Here is a 26,458-nt window from a genome sequence, read left to right as displayed (position 1 = left end):
GCCCGGAGGAAAGCCCGAGAGGGTGAGTACGAAGGAAGCGTCCGTTCCTTGAGAACTCAACAGCGTGCCAAAAGTCAACGCCAGATATGTTGATGCCCCGTCCGTCGGCTTCGATGCCGATGGTCGAGGTTCCTTTGAAAAATCACAGCGAGGACGCTGTGTGCGGGGGGATTATTCCTCCTCTCGCACCGCTCTCGTGTGTGTCGCCCCGAGTACGGGGAAGCATTCACGGAGAGTTTGATCCTGGCTCAGGACGAACGCTGGCGGCGTGCTTAACACATGCAAGTCGAACGATGAAGCCCCTTCGGGGGTGGATTAGTGGCGAACGGGTGAGTAACACGTGGGCAATCTGCCCTGCACTCTGGGACAAGCCCTGGAAACGGGGTCTAATACCGGATACGAGTTTCACGGGCATCCGTGAGGCTGGAAAGCTCCGGCGGTGCAGGATGAGCCCGCGGCCTATCAGCTTGTTGGTGAGGTAATGGCTCACCAAGGCGACGACGGGTAGCCGGCCTGAGAGGGCGACCGGCCACACTGGGACTGAGACACGGCCCAGACTCCTACGGGAGGCAGCAGTGGGGAATATTGCACAATGGGCGCAAGCCTGATGCAGCGACGCCGCGTGAGGGATGACGGCCTTCGGGTTGTAAACCTCTTTCAGCAGGGAAGAAGCGCAAGTGACGGTACCTGCAGAAGAAGCGCCGGCTAACTACGTGCCAGCAGCCGCGGTAATACGTAGGGCGCGAGCGTTGTCCGGAATTATTGGGCGTAAAGAGCTCGTAGGCGGCTTGTCGCGTCGGTTGTGAAAGCCCGGGGCTTAACCCCGGGTCTGCAGTCGATACGGGCAGGCTAGAGTTCGGTAGGGGAGATCGGAATTCCTGGTGTAGCGGTGAAATGCGCAGATATCAGGAGGAACACCGGTGGCGAAGGCGGATCTCTGGGCCGATACTGACGCTGAGGAGCGAAAGCGTGGGGAGCGAACAGGATTAGATACCCTGGTAGTCCACGCCGTAAACGGTGGGCACTAGGTGTGGGCGACATTCCACGTCGTCCGTGCCGCAGCTAACGCATTAAGTGCCCCGCCTGGGGAGTACGGCCGCAAGGCTAAAACTCAAAGGAATTGACGGGGGCCCGCACAAGCGGCGGAGCATGTGGCTTAATTCGACGCAACGCGAAGAACCTTACCAAGGCTTGACATACACCGGAAAACCCTGGAGACAGGGTCCCCCTTGTGGTCGGTGTACAGGTGGTGCATGGCTGTCGTCAGCTCGTGTCGTGAGATGTTGGGTTAAGTCCCGCAACGAGCGCAACCCTTGTCCCGTGTTGCCAGCAGGCCCTTGTGGTGCTGGGGACTCACGGGAGACCGCCGGGGTCAACTCGGAGGAAGGTGGGGACGACGTCAAGTCATCATGCCCCTTATGTCTTGGGCTGCACACGTGCTACAATGGCCGGTACAATGAGCTGCGATACCGTGAGGTGGAGCGAATCTCAAAAAGCCGGTCTCAGTTCGGATTGGGGTCTGCAACTCGACCCCATGAAGTCGGAGTCGCTAGTAATCGCAGATCAGCATTGCTGCGGTGAATACGTTCCCGGGCCTTGTACACACCGCCCGTCACGTCACGAAAGTCGGTAACACCCGAAGCCGGTGGCCCAACCCCTTGTGGGAGGGAGCTGTCGAAGGTGGGACTGGCGATTGGGACGAAGTCGTAACAAGGTAGCCGTACCGGAAGGTGCGGCTGGATCACCTCCTTTCTAAGGAGCACTTCTTACTCGGACTTGTCCGGGTCAGAGGCCAGCATGCGAGCGAACGTCTCGCACTGGTTGCTCATGGGTGGAACGTTGACTACTCGGTCCGATGCTGGGCCGGAGGCTGTTAGTACTGCTCGTAAGGGCGTGGAACGCATGATCTTCGGACAGGGTCTGGCCGGGCACGCTGTTGGGTGTCTGAGGGTTCGGCCGCAAGGTCGCCTTCAGTCGCCGGCCCCAGTGAACTCCGGTTGTGTCCGGGGGTGGTGGGTGGCTGGTCGTTGTTTGAGAACTGCACAGTGGACGCGAGCATCTGTGGCCAAGTTTTTAAGGGCGCACGGTGGATGCCTTGGCACCAGGAACCGATGAAGGACGTGGGAGGCCGCGATAGGCCCCGGGGAGTCGTCAACCAGGCTTTGATCCGGGGGTGTCCGAATGGGGAAACCCGGCAGTCGTCATGGGCTGTCACCCACTGCTGAACACATAGGCAGTGTGGAGGGAACGCGGGGAAGTGAAACATCTCAGTACCCGCAGGAAGAGAAAACAACCGTGATTCCGGGAGTAGTGGCGAGCGAAACCGGATGAGGCCAAACCGTATGCGTGTGAGACCCGGCAGGGGTTGCGTATGCGGGGTTGTGGGATCTCTCTTCTGTTGTCTGCCGGCAACAGGACGAGTCAGAAACCGTTGATGTAGGCGAAGGACATGCGAAAGGTCCGGCGTAGAGGGTAAGACCCCCGTAGTCGAAACGTCAGCGGCTCGTTTGAGAGACACCCAAGTAGCACGGGGCCCGAGAAATCCCGTGTGAATCTGGCGGGACCACCCGCTAAGCCTAAATATTCCCTGGTGACCGATAGCGGATAGTACCGTGAGGGAATGGTGAAAAGTACCCCGGGAGGGGAGTGAAATAGTACCTGAAACCGTGTGCCTACAAGCCGTGGGAGCGTCGGAGTGGAGCTTGCTTCACTCTCGTGACTGCGTGCCTTTTGAAGAATGAGCCTGCGAGTTTGCGGTGTGTTGCGAGGTTAACCCGGGTGGGGTAGCCGTAGCGAAAGCGAGTCCGAATAGGGCGGTGGAGTAGCACGCTCAAGACCCGAAGCGGAGTGATCTAGCCATGGGCAGGTTGAAGCGGAGGTAAGACTTCGTGGAGGACCGAACCCACCAGGGTTGAAAACCTGGGGGATGACCTGTGGTTAGGGGTGAAAGGCCAATCAAACTCCGTGATAGCTGGTTCTCCCCGAAATGCATTTAGGTGCAGCGTCGTGTGTTTCTTGCCGGAGGTAGAGCACTGGATAGGCGATGGGCCCTACCGGGTTACTGACCTTAGCCAAACTCCGAATGCCGGTAAGTGAGAGCGCGGCAGTGAGACTGTGGGGGATAAGCTCCATGGTCGAGAGGGAAACAGCCCAGAGCATCGACTAAGGCCCCTAAGCGTACGCTAAGTGGGAAAGGATGTGGAGTCGCAGAGACAACCAGGAGGTTGGCTTAGAAGCAGCCACCCTTGAAAGAGTGCGTAATAGCTCACTGGTCTAGTGATTCCGCGCCGACAATGTAGCGGGGCTCAAGCGTACCGCCGAAGTCGTGTCATTGCGATATGTACCCCCAACGGGGATCGTGATGGGTAGGGGAGCGTCGTCTGCCGGGTGAAGCAGCACCGGAAGGTAGTTGTGGACGGTTGACGAGTGAGAATGCAGGCATGAGTAGCGATTCACACGTGAGAAACGTGTGCGCCGATTGACTAAGGGTTCCTGGGTCAAGCTGATCTGCCCAGGGTAAGTCGGGACCTAAGGCGAGGCCGACAGGCGTAGTCGATGGATAACCGGTTGATATTCCGGTACCCGCTGTGAAGCGTCAAACATCGAATCCAGTGATGCTAAGCCCGTGAAGCCGCCGGCCGAGTCTTCGGACGAGGTCGGAGTGGTGGAGCCGGTGGCCCGAGCTGGTAGTAGGTGAGTGATGGGGTGACGCAGGAAGGTAGTCCATCCCGGGCGGTGGTTGTCCCGGGGTAAGGGTGTAGGACGTCAGGTAGGTAAATCCGCCTGGCATACAGTCTGAGACCTGATGCCGAGCCGATTGTGGTGAAGTGGATGATCCTATGCTGTCGAGAAAAGCCTCTAGCGAGTTTCATGGCGGCCCGTACCCTAAACCGACTCAGGTGGTCAGGTAGAGAATACCGAGGCGTTCGGGTGAACTATGGTTAAGGAACTCGGCAAAATGCCCCCGTAACTTCGGGAGAAGGGGGGCCACGTCTGGTGAAGGCACGTGCTGCTGGAGCTGGGTGTGGCCGCAGAGACCAGCGAGAAGCGACTGTTTACTAAAAACACAGGTCCGTGCGAAGCCGTAAGGCGATGTATACGGACTGACGCCTGCCCGGTGCTGGAACGTTAAGGGGACCGGTTAGCTTGGATTCGTCCAGGCGAAGCTGAGAACTTAAGCGCCAGTAAACGGCGGTGGTAACTATAACCATCCTAAGGTAGCGAAATTCCTTGTCGGGTAAGTTCCGACCTGCACGAATGGCGTAACGACTTCTCGACTGTCTCAACCATAGGCCCGGTGAAATTGCACTACGAGTAAAGATGCTCGTTTCGCGCAGCAGGACGGAAAGACCCCGGGACCTTTACTACAGTTTGATATTGGTGTTCGGTTCGGCTTGTGTAGGATAGCTGGGAGACTGTGAAGTTCCAACGCCAGTTGGGGTGGAGTCGTCGTTGAAATACCAGTCTGGTCGTGCTGGATGTCTAACCTGGGTCCGTGATCCGGATCAGGGACAGTGTCTGATGGGTAGTTTAACTGGGGCGGTTGCCTCCTAAAGGGTAACGGAGGCGCCCAAAGGTTCCCTCAGCCTGGTTGGTAATCAGGTGTTGAGTGTAAGTGCACAAGGGAGCTTGACTGTGAGACCGACGGGTCGAGCAGGGACGAAAGTCGGGACTAGTGATCCGGCGGTGGCTTGTGGAAGCGCCGTCGCTCAACGGATAAAAGGTACCCCGGGGATAACAGGCTGATCTTCCCCAAGAGTCCATATCGACGGGATGGTTTGGCACCTCGATGTCGGCTCGTCGCATCCTGGGGCTGGAGTCGGTCCCAAGGGTTGGGCTGTTCGCCCATTAAAGCGGTACGCGAGCTGGGTTTAGAACGTCGTGAGACAGTTCGGTCCCTATCCGCTGTGCGCGTAGGAGTCTTGAGAAGGGCTGTCCCTAGTACGAGAGGACCGGGACGGACGAACCTCTGGTGTGCCAGTTGTTCTGCCAAGGGCATGGCTGGTTGGCTACGTTCGGGAGGGATAACCGCTGAAAGCATCTAAGCGGGAAGCCTGCTTCGAGATGAGGACTCCCACCCACTTGATGGGGTAAGGCTCCCAGTAGACGACTGGGTTGATAGGCCGGATCTGGAAGCACCGTGAGGTGTGGAGGTGACCGGTACTAATAGGCCGAGGGCTTGTCCTCAGTTGCTCGCGTCCACTGTGTTGGTTCTGAAACCACGAACGGCCATTTTGCTGGTTGTTGTTTGTTTCATAGTGTTTCGGTGGTTATAGCGTAGGGGAAACGCCCGGTTACATTCCGAACCCGGAAGCTAAGCTCTACAGCGCCGATGGTACTGCAGGGGGGACCCTGTGGGAGAGTAGGACGCCGCCGAACAATTGTTGAGCTCCGGCTCCCAGGCTTACAGCCTGGGAGCCGGAGCTTTTTTGCGTTGAGGTAAAGTCAGGGAACATCATCGGCTCATTCCCCACAGGAGGCTCCCGGGTGGAGGTCCAGGAGACCCGCGTTCAGACCGACCGGGTCCTCACCATCCCCAACATCCTCAGCATGGCGCGTCTCGTCGGCGTTCCCCTCTTCCTCTGGCTCATCCTGAGGCCAGAGTTCGGGGGGCCGAAAAGCGATGGCTGGGCGCTGTTGGTCCTGGCCCTGAGCGGAGTCAGTGACTATCTGGACGGCAAGCTCGCCCGGCGGTGGAACCAGATCAGCAGCCTGGGCCGGCTGCTCGACCCCGCGGCTGACCGGCTCTACGTCCTGTCGACTCTGGTGGGTCTCACATGGCGCGAAATCCTGCCCCTCTGGCTGACGGCCGTCCTTCTCGCCAGGGAGTTGGCGCTGCTCGTGATGGTGGGCATCCTCCGTCGGCACGGTTATCCTCCGCCGCAGGTGAACTTCCTGGGGAAAGCCGCGACGTTCAACCTGATGTACGCCTTCCCCCTGCTCCTGCTCAGTGACGGAACTGGATGGATCTCGTCACTCGCTGCTATTTTCGGATGGGCGTTCGCCGGATGGGGTACAACGCTGTATTGGTGGGCAGGAGTCCTCTACATGGTTCAAGTCCGCCGCTTGGTCCGCGCGGACGCCATGGCCGATTGAACTCGCTGATGAGTGCGGCCACAGCCGTGCGATGGTCCCTGAGAGGAAACTGCGGGACAATCTTCGTGAGTGAAGTCGGCTAGACCGTCGTCTTTGGAGGAGGACGCTTCCGACATGAAGGCCGTTGTGATGGCCGGAGGCGAAGGCACGCGCCTTCGTCCCATGACCTCAAGCATGCCCAAGCCGCTCCTGCCGGTCGCCAACCGGCCGATCATGGAGCATGTGCTGCGGCTGCTCAAAAGGCATGGGCTCAATGAGACCGTGGTGACCGTCCAGTTCCTGGCCTCGCTGGTCAAGAACTACTTCGGTGACGGTGAAGAGCTCGGAATGGAGCTCACCTATGCCAACGAGGAGAAGCCACTCGGTACCGCCGGGAGCGTCAAGAACGCCGAAGAGGCGTTGAAGGACGATGCCTTCCTTGTCATCTCCGGTGATGCCCTGACCGACTTCGACCTCACTGAGCTGATCAATTTCCACAAGGAGAAGGGCGCGTTGGTCACCGTGTGTCTCACGCGGGTGCCCAACCCCCTCGAATTCGGCATCACCATTGTCGACGAGGAAGGCAAGGTCGAGCGCTTCCTGGAGAAGCCGACCTGGGGCCAGGTCTTCTCGGACACCGTGAACACCGGTATCTACGTCATGGAGCCCGAGGTCTTCGACTACGTCGAGCCGGATGTGCCCGTCGACTGGTCCGGCGATGTCTTCCCGCAGTTGATGAAGGAAGGCAAGCCGATCTACGGATACGTGGCCGAGGGGTACTGGGAGGACGTCGGCACGCACGAGAGCTACGTGAAGGCCCAGGCCGACGTCTTGGAGGGCAAGGTCGACGTCGACATCGACGGCTTCGAGATCTCGCCGGGTGTGTGGGTGGCCGAGGGCGCCGAGGTGCACCCCGACGCCGTACTGCGCGGGCCGCTGTACATCGGGGACTACGCCAAGGTGGAAGCCGGCGCCGAGATCCGCGAGCACACCGTCGTGGGCTCCAACGTCGTCGTCAAGAGCGGTGCCTTCCTCCACAAGGCCGTCGTCCACGACAACGTGTACGTCGGGCCGCACAGCAACCTGCGAGGCTGTGTCGTCGGCAAGAACACCGACATCATGCGCGCGGCGCGGATCGAGGACGGCGCGGTCATCGGCGACGAGTGCCTGGTCGGCGAAGAATCGATCGTGCAGGGCAACGTCCGCGTCTACCCGTTCAAGACGATCGAAGCCGGCGCCTTCGTCAACACCTCGGTCATCTGGGAGTCGCGGGGACAGGCGCACCTCTTCGGGGCCCGTGGGGTGTCCGGCATCCTGAACGTGGAGATCACCCCGGAGCTCGCCGTGCGCCTCGCGGGCGCCTACGCGACGACCCTCAAGAAGGGCTCCACGGTGACCACGGCCCGCGACCATTCCCGCGGCGCGCGTGCGCTGAAGCGGGCGGTCATCTCCGCGTTGCAGGCCAGCGCCATCGACGTACGCGACTTGGAGAACGTACCGCTGCCCGTGGCGCGGCAGCAGACCGCCCGGGGCAGTGCCGGCGGCATCATGATCCGGACGACGCCCGGGGTGCCGGATTCCGTGGACATCATGTTCTTCGACGGGCAGGGTGCCGACCTGTCGCAGGGCAGCCAGCGAAAGCTGGACCGGGTGTTCGCGCGGCAGGAGTACCGGCGTGCGTTCCCCGGGGAGATCGGGGACCTGCACTTCCCGGCGAGCGTGTTCGACTCGTACACCGGTTCGCTGCTGCGGAACGTCGACACGACCGGGATCGCCGAGTCGGGGCTGAAGGTCGTCGTGGACGCCTCCAACGGCAGCGCGGGGCTCGTACTGCCGAGTCTGCTCGGCAAGCTGGGTGTGGACTCGCTGACCATCAACCCCGGCCTCGACGAGTCCAGGCCGACGGAGACCGCCGACATGCGGCGGTCGGGGCTGGTGCGGCTCGGTGAGATCGTGGCGTCCTCGGGGGCCGCGTTCGGTGTGCGGTTCGACCCGGTGGGCGAGCGGCTGTCGCTCGTCGACGAGAAGGGCCGCATCATCGAGGACGACCGGGCGCTGCTGGTGATGCTGGACCTGGTCGCCGCCGAGCGGCGCAGCGGCCGGGTGGCGCTGCCGGTGACCACGACCAGGATCGCCGAGCAGGTGGCGGCGTACCACGGAACCCAGGTCGAGTGGACGACCACCTCGCCCGACGACCTGACGCGGGTCGGCGGCGAGGAAGGGACGATCTTCGGCGGCGACGGCAAGGGCGGTTTCATCGTCCCCGAGTTCAGCAGCGTCTACGACGGCACGGCGGCCTTCGTACGGCTCATCGGGCTGGTGGCGCGGACGCAGCTCACGCTCAGCCAGATCGACGCGCGCATCCCGCGCGCGCACGTCCTCAAGCGGGACCTGGCGACCCCGTGGGCCGTCAAGGGGCTCGTCATGCGGCGGGTCGTCGAGGCGGCCGGAGACCGCTTCGTGGACACCACCGACGGCGTGCGGGTGGTGGAGTCCGACGGACGCTGGGTCATGGTGCTGCCCGACCCGGCCGAGGCCGTCACCCACCTGTGGGCCGAGGGGCCCGACGACGCCTCCGCGCAGGCGCTGCTCGACGAGTGGTCGGCGGTCGTGGACAGCGCAGGACGGTAGACACGCACCGCATGCGCGCGCCGGACAGGTGTCCCCGAGAGGGGGCCCGTCCGGCGCGCCGGTGGGGCCGTTCACGGGGAGCGGGCGCGACGTGCGACGATGTGCGGCATGCCGCAGCAACCCCCCGTTCGGAGCAGTCCCGTGCGGCCCGCGCGCCCGGACGCGTCCATGTCGTTGATCACGAACGTCATGGACCACAGCCTCGACGACGGATACGCCGAGGCCGCCGCGCGGAAGAGGGCCGACGGCACCGGTGGCATGCCCAAAACGCTCCGGGCCAAGCTGGGCCTGGCCGCCGGGCTGGTACTCGCCGCTCTCGTCGTGACCGTAGGAGCGGCGCAGGCACGGGTCGAAGCGCCCGTCGTCGCCAAGGAGCGCGAGGAACTCATCGACCGGATCGACCGGGAGAGCGAGGCGGCGGACAAGCTGGAGCACAGCGTCGACGAACTGCGCGACGACGTGAGCGCGCGGCAGCGCGAGGCGCTGGAGCAAAGCGGCGGCGGCGAGTCGCAGCAACTGGTGGGAGTCCTGTCGGGGGCCGTGGAGGTGCACGGCCCCGGGGTGAAGCTCGTGGTCGACGATGCCGAGGACGCGAGCGGTGGCGCCGATGGCGAGGTGCGCGGGACATCCGGGTTCTCCGACACCGGCCGGGTGCGCGACCGGGACATGCAGCGGGTGGTCAACGGGCTGTGGGCCTCGGGCGCCGAGGCGATCGCCATCAACGGGCAGCGGCTGACCGCCCTGTCCGCGATCAGGGCCGCGGGTGACGCGATACTGGTCGACAACAAACCGCTGGTGCCGCCGTACACGGTGCTCGCGGTGGGGGACGGCGAACGGCTCAGCGCGAAGTTCCAGGACAGCTCCGACGGGATGTACCTGCATGCCCTGCAGGAGAACTTCGGGATCAGGACCGGCATCTCCGTGGAGGAGGAACTCCGGATCCCCGCCGCACCGAGTGTGATCGTGCGGACGGCGCAGCCGTACTTCGAGAAAACCCGAAAAACCCAAGAAACCGAGAAAACCGAGAAGGGCACATCGTGATCGCCGTACTGGGCCTCGTCCTGGGAGTCGTGGCGGGCCTGTTGGTCCGGCCCGAGGTTCCGGCGGTCGTCGAGCCTTATCTGCCGATTGCTGTCGTGGCGGCGCTCGACGCCGTCTTCGGCGGTCTGCGGGCCATGCTCGACGGCATCTTCGACGACAAGGTCTTCGTGGTGTCGTTCCTGTCGAACGTGGTCGTGGCCGCGCTGATCGTGTTCCTCGGGGACAAGTTGGGCGTGGGGGCCCAGCTGTCCACCGGTGTCGTGGTGGTCCTCGGCATCCGTATCTTCTCCAACGCCGCGGCGATCCGCCGGCACGTCTTCCGGGCGTGAGCGCGATGAGCGACCACGAGGAGCGGGAGCGCGCCGGGAAGCCCGGGAACGGACTGCGCAAGGAGCTGCCCGCGGAGGTGCCCGCGGTGGTCCCTCCGGCCGCGGAGGAGCGGAACGAGGAACCGGCTCCGCTGACCGGCCGGCAGCGGCTGGTCAAGGGGCTGTGGCCGCCACGTGTCACACGAGCCCAACTCATCGTCGCCCTGCTGCTGTTCGGGCTCGGTTTCGGACTGGCGATCCAGGTGGCGTCCAACAGCGACGGGGACAGTGCCCTGCGCGGCGCGCGCCAGGAGGATCTGGTTCGCATCCTCGATGAACTCGACGACCGCACACAGCGTCTTGAGGACGAGAAGCAGGGGCTCGAGAAGCAGCGGGACGAGCTGGAGAACAGCTCCGACCAGGCCGAGGAAGCGCGCAGGCAGACGGTCGAGAGGGAACGGCAACTCGGCATTCTGGCGGGCACCGTGGCCGCGCAGGGCCCCGGCATCACCATGACCATCGAGGACACGAAGGGGACGGTCGAGGCGGACATGCTGCTCGACGCGATCCAGGAGCTGCGCGCGGCCGGTGCGGAGGCGATCCAGGTGAACGGCGTACGGGTCGTCGCCGGAACGTACCTGACGGATTCCGGTGGCGACGTGAGCGTCGACGGGAACAAGATCAACGCGCCTTATCGTTTCAAGGTCATCGGCAAGCCGCAGGACCTCGAACCGGCCCTCAACATCCCTGGAGGCGTGGTGCAGACTCTCGAGAAGGAACAGGCCACCGTTACTGTTGAGCGGTCGAGCAAGATCGTCGTGGATGCCTTGCGAGCGGCGAAGCGGCCTGACTACGCTCGGTTGTCCTCCCGGTGAACCGGGAGTGCATGGGGGCCGTCCGGCGAGGGCATGAAGTTGCGGGGGGTCGGCGCACCGAATGGATGGTGCGTGGTGGAAACTGTCTGGTGGAGACGGACGTTGTCAGGATGTCCGGGTCGGCCAGTACGTTCAGTCAGGGTTCGTCCTGCCCCACGGGCGGGTCTGTTTCGGTCAAGGGGAATCGCCCGTGAAGTTGTTTGCGAAGTTGTTCGGCAAGAGCGCGCGAGAGGGCCGCGACAGCCACGCGACCGCTCGTCATCGCGCACAGCCTGACGCAGAGAGCCAGCGTCCGCTGTACCGGGACCAGGTGGCTGGTCCGGGCGGTGACATTTCCGGTGGTCAGGGCGCGCCGTCTGTTGACCCTGCGCAGTCCGGCGGCATAGGTTTCGGGCAACCGTCAACCTCAGGTACGGGTGGAGGGTTCACCTCCGGCCCGTACGCGTCCAACGCCCCGGCGGGGCAGCCGCGGCAGGAGGATCCTTCCATGTCGGCCCTGGTGTGTACGAGGTGCGGTAACCGCAACGCGCAGGACAGCCGCTTCTGCTCCCACTGCGGTACGCCGCTGCGGCCGGGCGTCGCGGCGGAGCGCTCGTCGGAGACGACCTCCACGATCTCCATCTCCGGTCTGGAGGCCTACGACGCCGAGGCCACCGGACAGACGCAGCTGCCGGCGCTGTCCCCCGAGGCCCAGGCGGCCGTCGACGCGCTGCCGCTGGGTTCGGCACTGCTGGTCGTGCGCCGCGGGCCGAACTCGGGCAGCCGCTTCCTCCTGGACGGTGAGCTGACCACGGCCGGGCGTCATCCGCAGAGCGACATCTTCCTGGACGATGTGACGGTCTCCCGCCGCCACGTGGAGTTCCGCCGCGGTGCGGACGGCACGTTCACGGTGGCCGACGTAGGCAGCCTGAACGGCACGTACGTGAACCGGGAGCGGATCGACCAGGTCGCTCTGTCGAACGGGGACGAGGTCCAGATCGGCAAGTACCGGCTGGTCTTCTACACGAGCCAACGGGGCTACTGACCCCCCGGAGTCCGTCCGGGGATCCGCAGGGAAGGTCCATGCTTCAAACACCGAGTGGCGGTGCCGGGCACGGCACCGCCGCCACGGACGGCGAGCCGATGAGCATCGGCACGGTGCTGAACGTGCTGCGTGACGAGTTTCCCGACATCACCATCTCCAAGATCCGTTTCCTGGAGTCGGAGGGGCTCGTCGAGCCGCAGCGGACCCCGGCGGGGTACCGCAAGTTCAGCGCGAGCGATGTCGAGCGGCTCGGCCATGTCCTGAGGTTGCAGCGGGACCACTACCTGCCGTTGAAGGTGATCCGGGAGTACCTGGACGCCGTGGAGCGTGGTGAGGCCGTGCAGCTGCCGAAGCTGGGCCCGAAGCGCGACGGGGAGGCGCCGCCGGATCCGTCCGAGGGGCCCGCGGCGGCCCGGATCGGGCGGGCCGAGCTGCTCGCCGCGGCGGGCATCGAGGAGCAGGAGCTCCAGGAATGGGAGTCGTACGGGCTCATCGCTCCGTTGCCCGACGGCGCGTACGACGCCGAAGCGGCCACCGTGGCCTCCCTCGTCGTCGAGCTGGGGCGGTTCGGGATCGAGCCACGGCACCTGCGGGTGATGAAGGCCGCCGCCGACCGGGAGGCCGGGCTGGTGGACCAGGTGGTGGCACCGCTCAGACGGCACCGGAACCCGCAGACCAGGGCTCACGCGGAGGCCCGTACCAAGGAGCTGGCGGGGCTCGCGGTGCGGCTGCACGCGGCGCTCGTGCAGACCGCGCTCGGGGTGCGCCTTCCCTGAAAGGGGTGTATGGGCGGGTATGGATCGGTCACCCGTTCCCTGCCCGACTACCCAAACGTCCCGGGCACGGCCTAGGGTTGCTGTGTGAACGAGCTCGATGTCGTAGGTGTCCGGGTCGAGATGCCCTCCAACCAACCGATCGTGCTGCTGCGTGAAGTGGGGGGCGACCGTTACCTTCCCATCTGGATCGGACCGGGGGAGGCGACGGCGATCGCCTTCGCCCAGCAGGGCATGGCTCCGGCGCGGCCGCTGACCCACGACCTCTTCAAGGACGTGCTGGAAGCCGTCGGCCAGGAGCTCACCGAGGTACGCATCACAGACCTGCGTGAGGGGGTCTTCTACGCGGAGCTGGTCTTCGCCAGCGGAGTCGAGGTGAGCGCCAGGCCGTCCGACGCCATAGCGCTGGCGCTGCGCACCGGAACGCCGATCTACGGCAGTGACACGGTGCTCGACGACGCGGGCATCGCGATCCCGGACGAGCAGGAGGACGAGGTGGAGAAGTTCCGCGAGTTCCTCGACCAGATCTCGCCGGAGGACTTCGGTAGCAGCAGCCAGTGAGGCGTCCGGGAGGGTCGTGCGGCCGGCGGCGGAGGAAGTCCGGGTACGCGCCGACGGCCGGTGCGAGCGTCGCGCGGCCCCCGTGGGCACATTCGGCTAACCTTTCCCCGCGGTGGGGTACGGGAAACCACTCGTAGGGTGATTATCACTCGGCGTGCCGAGTGTGGCGATCGTTGACGCACCCTTGGTGACTGCCTACCGTCGAGAAGGCAGGTCAAGGACGGAGGTCGGCGTGAGAACCAGCGGCGACGGTACGGCTGGGGGTGCCCCCGGACGCAGTCTCGGGGCGAGCGGCCCGTACCCGCTTTATAGTGCGGCCGGTCACGCTCCGCAGCGACCGACGGCCGTGCCGAGCAGCGGAGGGGCGACGTCCATGGCGTCCGAGCAGATCGGCTACCGCGGCCCGACGGCCTGCGCGGCCGCCGGCATCACCTACCGGCAGCTGGACTACTGGGCCCGTACCGGACTCGTCGAACCGAGCGTGCGGCCCGCCCACGGGTCCGGGACGCAGCGTCTGTACAGCTTCCGCGACGTCGTCGTGCTGAAGATCGTCAAGCGGTTCCTCGACACCGGGGTGTCGCTGCAGAACATCCGCACCGCCGTGCAGCACCTCAGGGAGCGCGGTTTTCGCGACCTGGAGCGCATGACGCTGATGAGCGACGGTGCCACCGTCTACGAATGCACCTCGCCCGACGAGATGCACGCGCTGCTCCAGGGCGGGCAGGGCATCTTCGGGATCGCCGTCGGGGTGGTGTGGCGGGACGTGGAGAGCGCGCTGTCCCAGCTGCACGGGGAGCGGATCGACACGGGCGAGACACTGATCGGCCACAACCCCGCCGACGAGTTGGCGCGGCGGCGCAACCGGGCCGTCTGAGGACGGGCACGGCAGGTCCGGGAAAGGCTGCTGGGAGCGGTCCCACGGACACGGGTGGGTGGACGGGACCGTTGTCAGTGGCGTAGGGCAGCATCGAAGGCGTGAGAAGCGCGCCCACCATCCTGCACCTCGACATGGATGCCTTCTACGCCTCGGTCGAACAGGCGTCGAAACCGAGCCTGCGCGGGAAAGCCGTCGTCGTGGGCGGGCTCGGGCCCAGGGGCGTGGTCGCCACCGCGTCGTACGAGGCGCGCGTCTTCGGGGTCCGCTCGGCGATGCCCATGGCGCAGGCGCGGCGGCTCGCGCCGAACGCCGCGTACCTCGTCCCGCGGTTCGGGCTCTACCGGTCGATCAGTGAGCAGGTCATGGGGCTGCTGCGGTCCCTGTCGCCGCTCGTGGAGCCGTTGAGCCTGGACGAGGCGTTCGTGGACCTGGAGGCCGGCGGGACGGCCCGGGACGCGGAGTCGGCGCGGCTGGTGGGGGCGAAGTTGCGCGCGGACATCCGGGCCGTCACCGGGCTCACCGGCTCGGTCGGGCTCGCGGCCTCCAAGATGCTCGCCAAGATCGCCTCCGAGCAGGCCAAGCCCGACGGGCTGGTGCTGATCGAGCCGGGCACCGAACGGGAGCTGCTCGGACCCCTGTCCGTGCGGACGCTGCCCGGGGTGGGCCCGGCGACCGGCGACCACTTGCGGCGGGCCGGGATCACGACGGTCGACGAGCTCGCCGAGGCGGGCGAGGACGAGCTCGTCCGGCTGCTCGGCAAGGCCCACGGGCGAGCCCTGTACGCGATGGCGCTGGCGCGGGACGAGCGGCCCGTGGTGGCCGAGCGCGAGGCCAAGTCGGTGTCCGTCGAGGACACCTACGACGTGGACATCCACGACCGGGTGCGGGTCGGCCTGGAGGTGCAGCGGCTGGCCGACCGGTGCGTGCGGCGGCTGCGCGCGGCCGGGCTGTCCGGGCGGACCATCGTGCTGAAGGTGCGGCGGTACGACTTCTCCACACTGACCCGTTCCGAGACGCTGCGCGGGCCCACCGACGATCCGGCGGTGGTGCGGGAGGCGGCGGCGCGGCTGCTGGACTCGGTGGACACCACGGGCGGCGTACGGCTGCTCGGGGTGGGCGTCAGCGGGCTCGCCGACTACACGCAGGAGGACCTGTTCGCGCAGGCGGCGGGGGAGCGGGCGGAGCCGCCGGGGGAGGAGCCCGAGCGGGAGGAGCCGCCGGCCGAGGAACGGCAGGAGCCCGGCGCCGAGCGCCGCTGGCCCGCCGGGCACGACGTGCGGCATGCGGCGTACGGGCACGGGTGGGTGCAGGGCAGCGGACTCGGGCGGGTCACCGTGCGGTTCGAGACACCCGGTTCCGGGCCCGGGCGGGTGCGGACCTTCCGGGTCGAGGACCCGGACCTGGAGCCGGCGGATCCGCTGCCGCTGGTGCCGTCCGTGCCGTCCGTGCCGTCCGTGCCGTCCGTGCCGTCCGTGCCGTCCGTGCCGTCCGTGCCGTCCGTGCCGTCCGAGCTGTCCGTGCCGTTGGTGCCGCGAGGACCCGGGGCCGTCGGCCGGGAGGCGGCGGGCTGAGGGACGGGCCCGTCAGGTCTCCTCCGAGCCCGCCAGTCTGCCGAAGTCGCGGTCGGGGAGCGCGGGCGGAGGGGCCACGTCGAGACCGTAGTGGTGGTAGAGCTGGAGTTCCTGTTCCGGTGAGAGGTGGCGGCCGACGCCGAAGTCGGGGGCCTCCTTGATCAGGGCCCGGTCGAAGGGGACGCGCAGGGCGCCGTCGACCAGTTCGCTGGGCTCCAGGGGCACGAAGGCGTCCCTGCTGAACAGGCCGGTGCGTACGGCCGCCCACTCGGGCAGGCCGGTGGCGTCGTCGAGGTAGACCTCGTCGATGGTGCCGATCTTGTTGCCGTCGCGGTCGAACGCCTTGCGGCCGATCAGGTTGCGCGGATCGATGTCGGTACGCACGGGCCCTCCACTTGGTCGCAATTCCTCCGGCGAATCATCCGTAGGCACCACGAAAGAGCACAATCGCGGGGGCGGCCACTCGAACGTCCGGGTGTTGACCCCGCTGGTAGGCTGACGAACGGCTGCTGACCCCGTGCGGGAGAGTCCTCCAGGCTTCATCGGAGGCGCCGAAGGAGCAAATCCTCCCCGGAATCTCTCAGGCACCTGTACCGCACGGACGAGGTCACTCTGGAAAGCAGGGCGGGTGCCGGCGGCGTCCGCTCTCACCGACGGTGAAAGCCGGGAGCCCTCGGGCGGCCCGGTGAAGCTCTCAGGTCGAGATGACAGAGGGGGAGGCCGTCCGGGTACCCGCGCCGTGGTGCCCCTCGCAGGTCGCGTCAGACCAGGAGGCCTCCGCAATGACCGCCCCCCGCATTCCGCTCTCCGAGCTCGAACAGGCAATCCCCTTCGAACAGCGCCACATCGGCCCCGACCACGAGGCGCGGGCCAAGATGCTCGCGCAGGTCGGCTACGGCTCGCTCGACGAGCTGACGGCCGCCGCGGTGCCGGATGTGATCAGGAACCACGACGCGCTGGAGCTGCCCGGAGCGCGCACCGAGGCCGAGGTGCTGGCCGAGCTGCGCTCCCTGGCCGACCGCAACCAGGTCCTCGACTCGATGATCGGGCTGGGCTACTACGGCACCTTCACGCCCCCGGTCATCCTGCGCAACGTCATGGAGAACCCCGCCTGGTACACCGCCTACACGCCGTACCAGCCGGAGATCTCCCAGGGCCGTCTGGAGGCCCTGCTGAACTTCCAGACGATGGTCGCCGACCTGACCGGTCTGCCGACCTCCGGCGCCTCGCTGCTGGACGAGGGCACCGCCGCCGCCGAGGCGATGGCGCTGTCCCGGCGCATGGGCAAGAACAAGAAGGGCCTGTTCCTGGTCGACTCGGACGCGCTGCCGCAGACCATCGCCGTGGTGCGGACCCGCGCGGAGCCGACCGGCGTCGAGGTCGTCGTCGCCGACCTGAGCGAGGGCATCCCGGCGCAGATCGCCGAGCGGGAGATCAACGGCGTCCTGATCCAGTACCCGGGCGCCTGCGGTGCCGTACGCGACATCAAGCCGGTCATCGACCAGGCGCACGAGCTCGGCGCGCTCGTCACCGTCGCCGCCGACCTGCTCGCGCTGACCCTGCTGAAGTCCCCCGGCGAGCTCGGCGCGGACATCGCGGTCGGCACGACGCAGCGCTTCGGTGTGCCGATGGGCTTCGGCGGGCCGCACGCCGGCTACCTGGCCGTCCGGCAGGAGATGGCGCGCAGCCTGCCCGGACGGCTCGTGGGCGTCTCCGTCGACGCGGACGGGAACAAGGCCTGCCGCCTCGCGCTGCAGACGCGTGAACAGCACATCCGCCGGGAGAAGGCGACGAGCAACATCTGCACCGCGCAGGTGCTGCTCGCCGTCATGGCCGGCATGTACGCCGTCTACCACGGACCGGACGGCCTGAAGGGCATCGCGCGGCGCACGCACCGCTACGCCGCGATCCTGGCGGCCGGGCTGGCGAACGGCGGGGTCGAGGTCGTCCACGGCAGCTACTTCGACACGGTCACCGCGCGGGTGCCGGGCCGGGCCGCCGAGGTCGTCGCCGCCGCGCGTGAGAACGGGGTGAACCTGCGCCTCGTCGACGCCGACCACGTCTCGGTCGCCTGCGACGAGACGACCGGGCGCGCGCAGATCGGCGCCGTGTGGAACGCGTTCGGCGTCGAGGGCGACATCGAGGCGCTGGACGCGACGGCCCGGGACGCGCTGCCCGAGGCGCTGCTGCGCACCGACGACTACCTGACCCACCCCGTCTTCCACCAGCACCGCTCCGAGACCGCGATGCTGCGCTACCTGCGCCGCCTCGCCGACCGGGACTACGCGCTGGACCGCGGCATGATCCCGCTGGGCTCCTGCACCATGAAGCTCAACGCGACGACGGAGATGGAGCCCGTCACCTGGCCGGAGTTCGGGCAGCTGCACCCGTTCGCGCCCGCCGAACAGGCGCAGGGCTACCTGACGCTCATCCGTGAACTGGAGGAGCGGCTCGCCGAGGTCACCGGCTACGACAAGGTGTCGCTCCAGCCGAACGCCGGATCGCAGGGCGAGCTGGCCGGCCTGCTCGCCGTACGCGGATACCACCGCGCCAACGGCGACGAGCAGCGGACGGTGTGCCTGATCCCCTCCTCCGCGCACGGCACGAACGCCGCGAGCGCGGTCATGGCCGGCATGAAGGTCGTCGTCGTCAGGACCGCCGAGGACGGCGAGATCGACGTCGAGGACCTGCGGGCCAGGATCGAGCAGCACCGTGACGAGCTGGCGGTGCTGATGATCACGTACCCGTCGACGCACGGTGTGTTCGAGGAGCACGTCGCCGACATCTGCGCGCAGGTGCACGAGGCGGGCGGCCAGGTGTACGTCGACGGCGCCAACCTCAACGCACTGGTGGGCCTCGCCAAGCCGGGCCACTTCGGCGGCGACGTCTCCCACCTGAACCTGCACAAGACGTTCTGCATCCCGCACGGCGGTGGCGGCCCCGGCGTCGGCCCGGTGGCCGTGCGGTCGCACCTGGCGCCGTACCTGCCCAACCACCCGCTGCAGCCCGCGGCCGGCCCGGCGACCGGTGTGGGCCCGGTCTCGGCCGCGCCGTGGGGTTCCGCGGGCATCCTGCCGATCTCGTGGGCGTACGTCCGGCTCATGGGCGGCGAGGGGCTCAAGCGGGCCACGCAGGTGGCCGTGCTGTCCGCCAACTACGTCGCCAAGCGGCTGGAGCCGCACTACCCGGTGCTGTACACCGGCCCCGGTGGACTGGTCGCGCACGAGTGCATCATCGACCTGCGCCCGCTGACCAAGGCGACCGGCGTGACCGTGGACGACGTCGCCAAGCGGCTGATCGACTACGGCTTCCACGCGCCGACGATGTCGTTCCCGGTGGCCGGCACCTTGATGATCGAGCCGACCGAGTCGGAGGACCTGGCCGAGCTGGACCGGTTCTGCGAGGCGATGATCGCCATTCGCGCGGAGATCGAGAAGGTGGGCTCCGGCGAGTGGCCCGCGGACGACAACCCGCTGCGGGGCGCGCCGCACACGGCCGCCGCGCTGGGCGGGGCGTGGGAACACCCGTACAGCCGTGAGGAGGCCCTCTTCCCGGGCGGGGTGTCCGCCGCCGACAAGTACTGGCCGCCGGTGCGCCGGATCGACCAGGCCTTCGGCGACCGGAACCTGGTCTGTTCGTGCCCGCCGCCGGACGCGTACGAGGACTGAGGGGCGCCCGGCGGCGGTTCCGCCCGGAGGGGCTCCGCCCGGCCGCCGCGTGCGGCCGGGCGGAGCCCCTCCGTGTGCCGGCCCGCCGTGGGGGTGGCGTTTCAGGCCGGGTACGCGTGGGTCTGCGTCGCCTTCACCGCTGCCCACACCGGGACGCCCGGATGGAGGCCCAGTTCGGCGGCGGCGACCGTGGTGAGGTCGGCGGCGAGGGCGAGTTCGCCGGTGAGGCCGGCGCGGATCCGGTCGCCGTGGGTCTCCAGGCCGGCGACCTCGCAGCGCCAGAGGTTGCGGGCGCTGGAGCCGGTGGGGCGCTCCCGGTGCAGGGTGACCGCGCCGGGCGGGAAGGCGACGAAGACCGGGCCGGTGAGGGCTTCCGCGGTGGTCAGGGCGGGGCCCGCGTCGAGCCGGACGGTGTGCCCGTCGGCCAGGCCCCGGTACAGGTTCAGGCCGACCAGCTGGGCGATGTAGTCCGTGCGGGGGCGGCGGGCGATGTCGGAGGGGGCGCCCTCCTGGACGACCCGGCCGTGCTCGACGACGACCAGCCGGTCGGCCAGCACCATGGCGTCCAGCGGGTCGTGCGTGACCAGGACGGCCACGGCCTCGAACTCGGCCAGGTGGCGACGGAGCCGGGCGCGCACCTCCAGGCGGGTGCGGGCGTCCAGCGCGGCGAGCGGCTCGTCTAGGAGCAGCAGCCGGGGGCGGGTGGCCAGGGCGCGGGCCAGGGCCACGCGCTGGGCCTGGCCGCCGGACAGGCGGCGCGGCTTGGCGTCGGCGTGCCCGGACAGGCCCATGCGGTCCAGCCACTCGGCGGCCAGGGCCCGGGCCTCCGCCTTGCCGGCGCCCCGGCAGCGCGGCCCGAAGGCGACGTTGTCCAGAGCGGTGAGGTGGGGGAAGAGCAGGTAGTCCTGGAACACCACGCCGACGGGGCGTGACTCGGGCGGCGTACGGTCCAGCGGGACGCCGTCGAGGCGCAGATGGCCGTCGGTGAGCGGGGTCAGGCCGGCGAGCGCCCGCAGGGCGGTGGTCTTGCCGGCGCCGTTGGGGCCGAGCAGGGCGAGGACGTCGCCGGGAGCGGCGGTCAGGGTGACGTCGAGGCGGAAGGCGCCGCGGTCGACGACGAGGCGGGCGTCGAGTCCCTCGTCGGGTGCGGCGGGGGCGGGTGCGGGGCGGGGAGCGGTCATGAGGGGGCGGCCACCGTCGTCATCGTCAGCGTCATCGGCATCGTCAGGTCGTGGTCGTCGTTCCTCAGGATGCCGTCATCCAGCGGTCCCGCAGCCCGGCCAGGACGGCGATGGAGACGGCCAGCAGGACCAGGCTGAGGGCGATCGCCGCCGCCGGGTCGTTCTGGAGGGCCAGGTAGACCGCGAGCGGCATCGTCTGGGTGCGGCCGGGGAAGTTGCCGGCGAAGGTGATCGTCGCCCCGAACTCGCCCAGGGCCCGGGCCCAGGCGAGGACCGCCCCCGCCGCGATGCCCGGGGCGATCAGCGGCAGGGTGACCCGGCGGAACGCGGTGAAGCGGGACGCGCCCAGCGTCGCGGCGGCCTCCTCGTAGCGCGGGTCGGCGGCGCGCAGGGTGCCCTCGACGCTGATGACGAGGAACGGCATCGCCACGAACGTCTCCGCGAGCACGACGCCCGTGGTGGTGAACGGCAGCGTGATCCCGAACCAGGAGTCCAGCCACTGCCCGATGACGCCGTTGCGGCCGAAGGCGAGCAGCAGGGCGACGCCGCCCACCACCGGGGGCAGGACGAGCGGCAGGGTCACCAGGGCGCGGACCACGCCCCGGCCGGGGAAGTCGGTGCGGGCCAGGAGCCAGGCCAGCGGCACGCCGATGAGCAGGCTCAGCGCGGTCGCCGCGGTGGCGCAGAGCAGGGACAGCCGCAGTGCCTGCCACACCTCGGCGCTGGTCAGCTGTTCCGGGAGGCTGTGCCAGGGAGCCCGTACGAGCAGGGAGAGCAGGGGCAGCAGCAGGAACGCCAGGCCCACCGCCGCGGGGACGAGCAGGGGCAGGGGCGCCCGCCGGGCCGCCGGCCGACCGGTGCCCCCGCGGCGCGGCGGGCCGCCGGCCCCCGGCTTGCCGGTCCCGGTCACGGGGTGAGGAACCCGGCCGAGGCCAGCACCTTCTGCCCCTCGGCGGATCTCACCAGGTCGATGAAGGCGCGGGCCGTGCCGGGGTTGCGCGCTTCGTCGAGCAGGGCGATCGGATAGTCGTTGACGGCCTCGGCCGCTTCGGGGAAGTCCACGCCCTCCACCTTGTCACCGGCCGCCCGCACATCCGTCCGGTAGACGACGGCGGCGTCGGCCTCCTTCAGGACGACCTTGGTCAGGGCGCTCTTGACGTCCTCCTCGTACGACACCGGGGTGAGCCGGAGGCCGCCCGCCCTCAGGGCGGTCCGCGCGGCGGCGCCGCAGGGCACCGCCTCGTCGCACAGCACCACCTTCAGGCCGGGCTTGGTGAGGTCCTCCAGGGAGCCGATCCTGTCGGGGTTGCCGGGGAGGGTGGCGATCTCCAGCCGGTTGCGCACGAAGGTGCGGGGCGCCCCGGCCGTGGCGCCCCGGTCGGTGACGGTCCTCATCGTCCCGGCGCTGGCCGCGGCGAACACGTCCGCGGGGGCGCCGCCGGTGATGCTCGCGGCGAGGGTGTCGCTGCCGCTGAAGTTGAAGGTGACCTCGGTGCCCGGGTACTCCTCCTCGAACTGCTTTCCGAGCACGGTGAAGCTCTCCTTCAGGGAGGCCGCGGCGAAGACGGTGACCGTGCCGGACGGCTTCGACGACGCCGCATCCGCGGGGCCGGAACCGGGGGAGCAGGCGCTCAGGACCAGCAGCGCGGCGACCGCGGCACCGGCCGGCTGCGGGCTCCGGCGGCCACGGCGCACGGATCGGGTCGTCACGGAGCCACTCTCCCTCGGTCTTCCGGGGCGGGCACGACGGGCCGCCGGGCGGGGGCGCGGTGTCCGTCGGTGCTCCACCGATGTGCCGATCATAATCCCGCATCTGCGAGGCATACGTCTGCTGTCACATGGCATGAGCGGGATATCGCCGGGGGTGAGGCTGGCATGTGCGTTCGTACGGAGTGCGGTGCGCCGGTGGAGGGGCCCGTGGGGTGGCGCGGAGCCGGCGGGTCAGGCGCGGTCGACGTGGACGTTCGTCGACTTCACGCGGGCGATGGCCTCCACGCCCACCTCCAGGCCGAGCTCCTCGACGGCCTCCCGGGTCAGGAGGGAGACGAGCCGGTGGGGGCCGGCCTGGATCTCGACCTGGGCCGCGACGTCGCCGAGTTTGATCGCGGTGACGATCCCGGGGAAGGCGTTGCGGACCGAGGTGTGCGGAGCGTCCTCCCTGCCGTCGCCGGACCGCGCGAGTTCCACCGAGAAGGCGGCCAGGTCACGGCCGTCGACGAGCCGTCGCCCGCTCTCGTCGCGGTGGGTGGTGATCCGGCCGGCGTCGGCCCAGCGCCGGGCGGTGTCCGGGCTGACGCCGAGCAGCCGTGCCGCCTGGCCGATCGTGTAGGACTGCATGCCGGTCACGATAGGCGCCGCCCGGGGGCCGGCGGACACGGGGCCGTACCGGGCCTCGGCGTGGCCCGGTACGGCGTCGGCGCGGGGGCCGGCGATACCGTCGGTCCGTCGCTGATCGGGCCGTCGTCACCACCTGGCGCGGCGGGCCGGGTGGGACGGGGCGGCCGGGAGCCCCGCCGAAGCGGCTTCGGGGCCGGCCCCGTGACGCTCAGGCGGCCGTCGTCACCCGGCCGGAGCCCAGCGGGCGGTGCGGGGCGATGACCCGGCCGTCCGGCAGGAGCTCACCGGTGTCCTCGAAGAGGAGGACGCCGTTGCACAGCAGGCTCCACCCCTGTTCCGGGTGGTGCACCACGAGACGGGCGGATTCCCGGTCGGCGGAGGTGGCTGGGGGGCAGGGTGGCTGGTGCTGGCACATGGAAGGGTTCTCTCGCTCTGTCATGGTGTCCGGGACCGCTGTCGTGTCCGTCCCCTGGCGTGAAGCGTCGTTCATGGCCGCCCCCGTTGTGTAAGTCGGTCCGAACCCAGTGTTGCCCTACGGCCGTGTCTCCGCAGGGATTTCGCGGCACCGCTTCCTCACAGGTTCAGGACGCGTCACCCACCCGGGCGGTTCGGCCCGGCGGGCCGCCGGTCCGGGTGGTTTCCCCTGGCCGGATCGGGCTAGTCCGGCCGGGGTGGAGGGCTGTCCGGCGCGCAGCCGGGCGTGCCCCGGCGCCGGGGCGGGGCGCCGGGGCACGCGTGCCGGGGTGGGTCGGGTTTCAGGCGGGTGAGCCGAGCAGGGGCGTCGGAGGCGTCGGGGGGACCCGGTGGGTCAGGACGGGGAGCAGGTCGGCGACCCGGTGCGGGCGGTGGGCCGCGATGCCCGGCGGCGCCGGTGCCAGCGGCACCAGCACGTCGGTGGCGGCGGGGTTGCCGGTGGCGGCGTCCGCGGCGCAGTCACCGTGCAGCCACAGGGTCAGCATGTACAGGCCGGGGACCGACAGCAGCCGCGGCTGGTAGGGCTGCGGGACCGTCTCGGCCTGGCGCAGGGCGCGCTCGGTGGAGGCGACGTACGGGCCCTCGAAGAAGTGCGAGAAGGCCCATCCGTCGGGGGTGAGCATGGTCTCCGCCGCGGCCACCGCGCGGTCGCCGCAACGGATCAGGAAGCGCCACCCGGTCAGCCGGGTCGTCGACGTGCCGTCGGCGGAGATCCGGTCCAGGACGTGCACGGGCAGCGGCAGTTCGGGCGTTGCGGGCCCCTGGGCGGCGAGCAGGGAGGGCGTTCGGGCTTCGCGGACCGCGGTGGGGGAGGAGAGCGCGGCGAGGACGGAGCGAAGGGCGGGCGCGGGAGCCGGGGGGACATGCAGCGGCATGATGGGTCGCCTCTCATTTCGAAGGCACGGTGGCGCGAGGGCGTGCGTGGGTGGGGCGGACGACGCTGTCAGCTCACGAAGGCGGAGAGGCGGGGGCCGGGTCCGGGCTCTGAGGACACTGGAAGTGCGAAGTGAGGGTGAGGTCTGCCGCTCGTCGCGCCGAGGGGCCAGATCCTCCGACCGTGGGCGCCAACCTTCTGCCTGTCGCGAAGTTTATACGACGTGTGTTCAGCCTGTGTTTCATCTAGCCGTTCCCGGCAAGCAGAACAAGAGTACATTCGGTCGGCGTTATAGGAGAATCATCCGGATTCCGGGCCGGTTGTACAGCGGTGACCTCGGGAAATGCTCACCGAGCGGTCGGCTAATTGTCGTCGGCGTTTTTCACGAGTTGCCACGGCGCCGAAACTGCGCGATGCGGCATGCCCGGTGAATGTGCCGCCGGTCACATCGGTCCAGCGTAGCGGAGGCCGGGGCGCCGCGGGGACGTTATCGATCGCTTCGGCGGGGCATCATCCCACGTGACTGCGGTACTGACGGGCGGATCACCGGTCCGCCGATTCGAGGAAGGATGCTTCGATGGGAGAGAAGGTCGCGGCGGGTCAGTTCGACCTGTCCGATCGCCAGCGCTACCGGGGCAAGCTCCGTCAGTGCCTGACGGGCCTGGAGCGACTCCTGGCGGAGCAGCGATTCGACCGTCCGAGGAACTTGATGGGGCTGGAGATCGAATTGAATCTCGTCGGCTCCGACGGCATGCCGAAGATGCTGAACGGGCAAGTCCTCGAACGGATCGCGAGCCGTGACTTCCAGACCGAGCTGGCCATGTTCAACCTGGAGGTCAACATTGCCCCCCACCGGCTGGGCGGGCGGGTATTCGACCGGCTCACCGAGGAAATTCAAACCTCCCTGGCATATGCCGACCGGAAGGCCGGGGAACTGGCCGCGGGCATCGTGATGATCGGCATCCTGCCGACGCTGGACCGTGACGACCTGGTCTCCTCCAGCCTGTCGGAGGCCGACCGCTACACCCTGCTCAACGACCAGATCGTGGCGGCCCGCGGCGAGGAGTTCGCGCTCGACATCGACGGTGTCGAACACCTCACCTGCACCTCGAAGTCGATCGCGCCGGAGGCCGCCTGCACCTCCGTGCAGCTGCACCTCCAGGTGACCCCCGACCGCTTCGCCGACGTGTGGAACGCCGCGCAGGCGGTCAGCGCCGCGCAGATCGCCGTCGGCGCCAACGCGCCCTTCCTGTTCGGCCGCGAGCTGTGGCGCGAGTCGCGGCCCCCGCTGTTCCAGCAGGCCACCGACACCCGCCCGCCCGAGCTCCAGGCGCAGGGCGTGCGCCCGCGCACCTGGTTCGGGGAGCGCTGGATCTCCTCCGTCCACGACCTCTTCGAGGAGAACCTGCGCTACTTCCCGGCCCTGCTGCCGATCTGCGACGACGAGGACCCGCTGGCGGTGCTGGACGCGGGCGGTGTCCCCAGGCTCGCCGAGCTCGTCCTGCACAACGGCACCATCTACCGCTGGAACCGCCCCGTCTACGACATCGCCGACGGCGTCCCGCACCTGCGCGTGGAGAACCGGGTGCTGCCCGCCGGCCCCACCGTCACCGACGTCATCGCCAACGCCGCCTTCTACTACGGTGTCGTCCGCGCCCTCGCGGAGGAGTCGCGGCCGGTGTGGACCCGGCTGCCGTTCGAGGCCGCCGCCGCCAACTTCGAGGCCGCCTGCCGCCACGGCATCGACGCCCGCTTCACCTGGCCCCGGCGCGGCCGGTACGGCGGCACGGCCGAGGTCGACGCCGTCAGCCTCGTACGCGACGAACTGCTGCCGCTGGCCGAGGCCGGCCTGGACGCCTGGGGGATCGAGCCGGCCGACCGGGACCTGTACCTGGGCGTGATCGACGAGCGGTGCCGACGCCGGGTGAACGGGGCGACCTGGCAGTCCGCCACGTTCCACCGGGCGCGGGAGTCGGGCATGTCCCGCCAGGCCGCGCTCGCCGCCACCACCCGGCGTTACCACGAGCTCATGCGCCAGGGCGAGCCGGTGCACCTGTGGCCGGTTGGCCTGCCGGAGCCGGTGCCGCTGGGCTGACCGGGGCCGTCGGAACCCGCCTCACCGGGCACCCGTGCCGATCGGGCATGCTGTGACACCCAGGACGGTGTGCCCTTGAGGCGGAGTGCGGGC

At 68.6% G+C, this 26,458-nt stretch carries 19 protein-coding genes, 3 rRNA genes and 1 riboswitch; of the genes, 15 read left to right on the top strand and 7 right to left on the bottom strand.

Features of this window, described 5'->3' with window-relative positions:
• Positions 1–225: 225 nt before the first annotated feature.
• The 13 genes from ACSU6Z_RS03805 to ACSU6Z_RS03745 all read left to right on the top strand — a co-directional run bounded on the left by ACSU6Z_RS03805 (position 226) and on the right by ACSU6Z_RS03745 (position 15,736).
• Positions 226–1,752 (top strand): 16S ribosomal RNA (locus ACSU6Z_RS03805).
• A 311-nt stretch (positions 1,753–2,063) separates the two neighbouring features.
• Positions 2,064–5,187: ribosomal RNA gene (locus ACSU6Z_RS03800) — 23S ribosomal RNA — on the top strand.
• Between the two features lie 75 nt (positions 5,188–5,262).
• Positions 5,263–5,379 (top strand): 5S ribosomal RNA (gene rrf, locus ACSU6Z_RS03795).
• Together the 16S, 23S and 5S rRNA genes form the textbook arrangement of a ribosomal RNA operon.
• Positions 5,380–5,487: 108 nt before the next feature.
• Positions 5,488–6,096 (top strand): CDP-alcohol phosphatidyltransferase family protein, encoded by a 609-nt coding sequence (locus ACSU6Z_RS03790; RefSeq protein WP_437042846.1) that lies wholly within the window; start codon positions 5,488–5,490, stop codon positions 6,094–6,096.
• Positions 6,097–6,210: 114 nt separating this feature from the next.
• A complete protein-coding gene (locus tag ACSU6Z_RS03785; protein ID WP_437042845.1) occupies positions 6,211–8,706 on the top strand; it encodes a sugar phosphate nucleotidyltransferase in 2,496 nt (831 codons plus the stop codon).
• Between the two features lie 168 nt (positions 8,707–8,874).
• Positions 8,875–9,747 (top strand): DUF881 domain-containing protein, encoded by an 873-nt coding sequence (locus tag ACSU6Z_RS03780; protein ID WP_437042843.1) that lies wholly within the window; start codon positions 8,875–8,877, stop codon positions 9,745–9,747.
• Positions 9,744–10,076, top strand: a complete 333-nt coding sequence (locus ACSU6Z_RS03775) for a small basic family protein (protein WP_009343209.1) — start codon at positions 9,744–9,746, stop codon at positions 10,074–10,076. The genes ACSU6Z_RS03780 and ACSU6Z_RS03775 overlap by 4 nt, the downstream gene beginning before the upstream one ends.
• 5 nt (positions 10,077–10,081) lie before the next feature.
• Positions 10,082–10,930: a DUF881 domain-containing protein gene (locus tag ACSU6Z_RS03770; protein ID WP_437042841.1), complete on the top strand. Its 849-nt coding sequence runs from the start codon at positions 10,082–10,084 to the stop codon at positions 10,928–10,930.
• Between the two features lie 61 nt (positions 10,931–10,991).
• The gene (locus ACSU6Z_RS03765; RefSeq protein ID WP_437042839.1) at positions 10,992–11,954 is read left to right on the top strand and encodes an FHA domain-containing protein; all 963 of its coding nucleotides are present in this window, start codon (positions 10,992–10,994) and stop codon (positions 11,952–11,954) included.
• A gap of 38 nt (positions 11,955–11,992) precedes the next feature.
• Positions 11,993–12,730, top strand: a complete 738-nt coding sequence (ftsR, locus tag ACSU6Z_RS03760) for a transcriptional regulator FtsR (RefSeq protein ID WP_437042836.1) — start codon at positions 11,993–11,995, stop codon at positions 12,728–12,730.
• Positions 12,731–12,814: 84 nt separating this feature from the next.
• Positions 12,815–13,288: a bifunctional nuclease family protein gene (locus ACSU6Z_RS03755; protein WP_003988851.1), complete on the top strand. Its 474-nt coding sequence runs from the start codon at positions 12,815–12,817 to the stop codon at positions 13,286–13,288.
• 232 nt (positions 13,289–13,520) lie between these two features.
• Entirely contained in the window at positions 13,521–14,162 is a 642-nt protein-coding gene (locus tag ACSU6Z_RS03750) for a MerR family transcriptional regulator (protein WP_437042834.1), read from the top strand.
• A gap of 101 nt (positions 14,163–14,263) precedes the next feature.
• On the top strand, positions 14,264–15,736 hold the full coding sequence (locus ACSU6Z_RS03745; RefSeq protein ID WP_437042832.1) for a DNA polymerase IV: 1,473 nt from the start codon (positions 14,264–14,266) through the stop codon (positions 15,734–15,736).
• 12 nt (positions 15,737–15,748) lie between these two features.
• On the opposite strand, the gene ACSU6Z_RS03740 is transcribed toward ACSU6Z_RS03745, so the two are convergent.
• On the bottom strand, positions 15,749–16,120 hold the full coding sequence (locus tag ACSU6Z_RS03740; RefSeq protein ID WP_437042830.1) for a PRC-barrel domain-containing protein: 372 nt from the start codon (positions 16,118–16,120) through the stop codon (positions 15,749–15,751).
• A gap of 126 nt (positions 16,121–16,246) precedes the next feature.
• Positions 16,247–16,342: riboswitch (glycine riboswitch) on the top strand.
• A 176-nt stretch (positions 16,343–16,518) separates the two neighbouring features.
• On the opposite strand from ACSU6Z_RS03740, the gene gcvP reads away from it, so the two are divergent.
• Positions 16,519–19,404, top strand: coding sequence for an aminomethyl-transferring glycine dehydrogenase (gene gcvP / locus ACSU6Z_RS03735; protein ID WP_437042828.1), 2,886 nt, complete (start codon positions 16,519–16,521; stop codon positions 19,402–19,404).
• A 101-nt stretch (positions 19,405–19,505) separates the two neighbouring features.
• Here the strand turns inward: gcvP and ACSU6Z_RS03730 are convergent, their stop codons facing one another.
• From ACSU6Z_RS03730 to ACSU6Z_RS03705, 6 genes are all read right to left on the bottom strand, one after another.
• Positions 19,506–20,585, bottom strand: coding sequence for an ABC transporter ATP-binding protein (locus tag ACSU6Z_RS03730; protein WP_437042826.1), 1,080 nt, complete (start codon positions 20,583–20,585; stop codon positions 19,506–19,508).
• Between the two features lie 64 nt (positions 20,586–20,649).
• Entirely contained in the window at positions 20,650–21,495 is an 846-nt protein-coding gene (locus ACSU6Z_RS03725; protein WP_437042824.1) for an ABC transporter permease, read from the bottom strand.
• Positions 21,492–22,295, bottom strand: a complete 804-nt coding sequence (modA, locus tag ACSU6Z_RS03720; RefSeq protein WP_437042823.1) for a molybdate ABC transporter substrate-binding protein — start codon at positions 22,293–22,295, stop codon at positions 21,492–21,494. Before modA ends, ACSU6Z_RS03725 begins: the two co-directional genes overlap by 4 nt.
• A gap of 231 nt (positions 22,296–22,526) precedes the next feature.
• Entirely contained in the window at positions 22,527–22,922 is a 396-nt protein-coding gene (locus ACSU6Z_RS03715; RefSeq protein WP_437042821.1) for a TOBE domain-containing protein, read from the bottom strand.
• A 208-nt stretch (positions 22,923–23,130) separates the two neighbouring features.
• On the bottom strand, positions 23,131–23,337 hold the full coding sequence (locus ACSU6Z_RS03710; RefSeq protein ID WP_437042820.1) for a DUF5999 family protein: 207 nt from the start codon (positions 23,335–23,337) through the stop codon (positions 23,131–23,133).
• Positions 23,338–23,677: 340 nt separating this feature from the next.
• Positions 23,678–24,271, bottom strand: coding sequence for a hypothetical protein (locus ACSU6Z_RS03705; protein ID WP_437042818.1), 594 nt, complete (start codon positions 24,269–24,271; stop codon positions 23,678–23,680).
• Positions 24,272–24,847: 576 nt separating this feature from the next.
• On the opposite strand from ACSU6Z_RS03705, the gene ACSU6Z_RS03700 reads away from it, so the two are divergent.
• Positions 24,848–26,365, top strand: a complete 1,518-nt coding sequence (locus tag ACSU6Z_RS03700; RefSeq protein ID WP_437042816.1) for a glutamate--cysteine ligase — start codon at positions 24,848–24,850, stop codon at positions 26,363–26,365.
• Positions 26,366–26,458 lie beyond the last annotated feature (93 nt).

This window comes from Streptomyces sp. enrichment culture (genome assembly GCF_964273145.1).
Classification (GTDB): Bacteria; Actinomycetota; Actinomycetes; order Streptomycetales; family Streptomycetaceae; genus Streptomyces.
The sequence above is the reverse complement of the archived record's forward strand: the minus strand, read 5'-3'. Positions and strand labels throughout refer to the sequence as shown.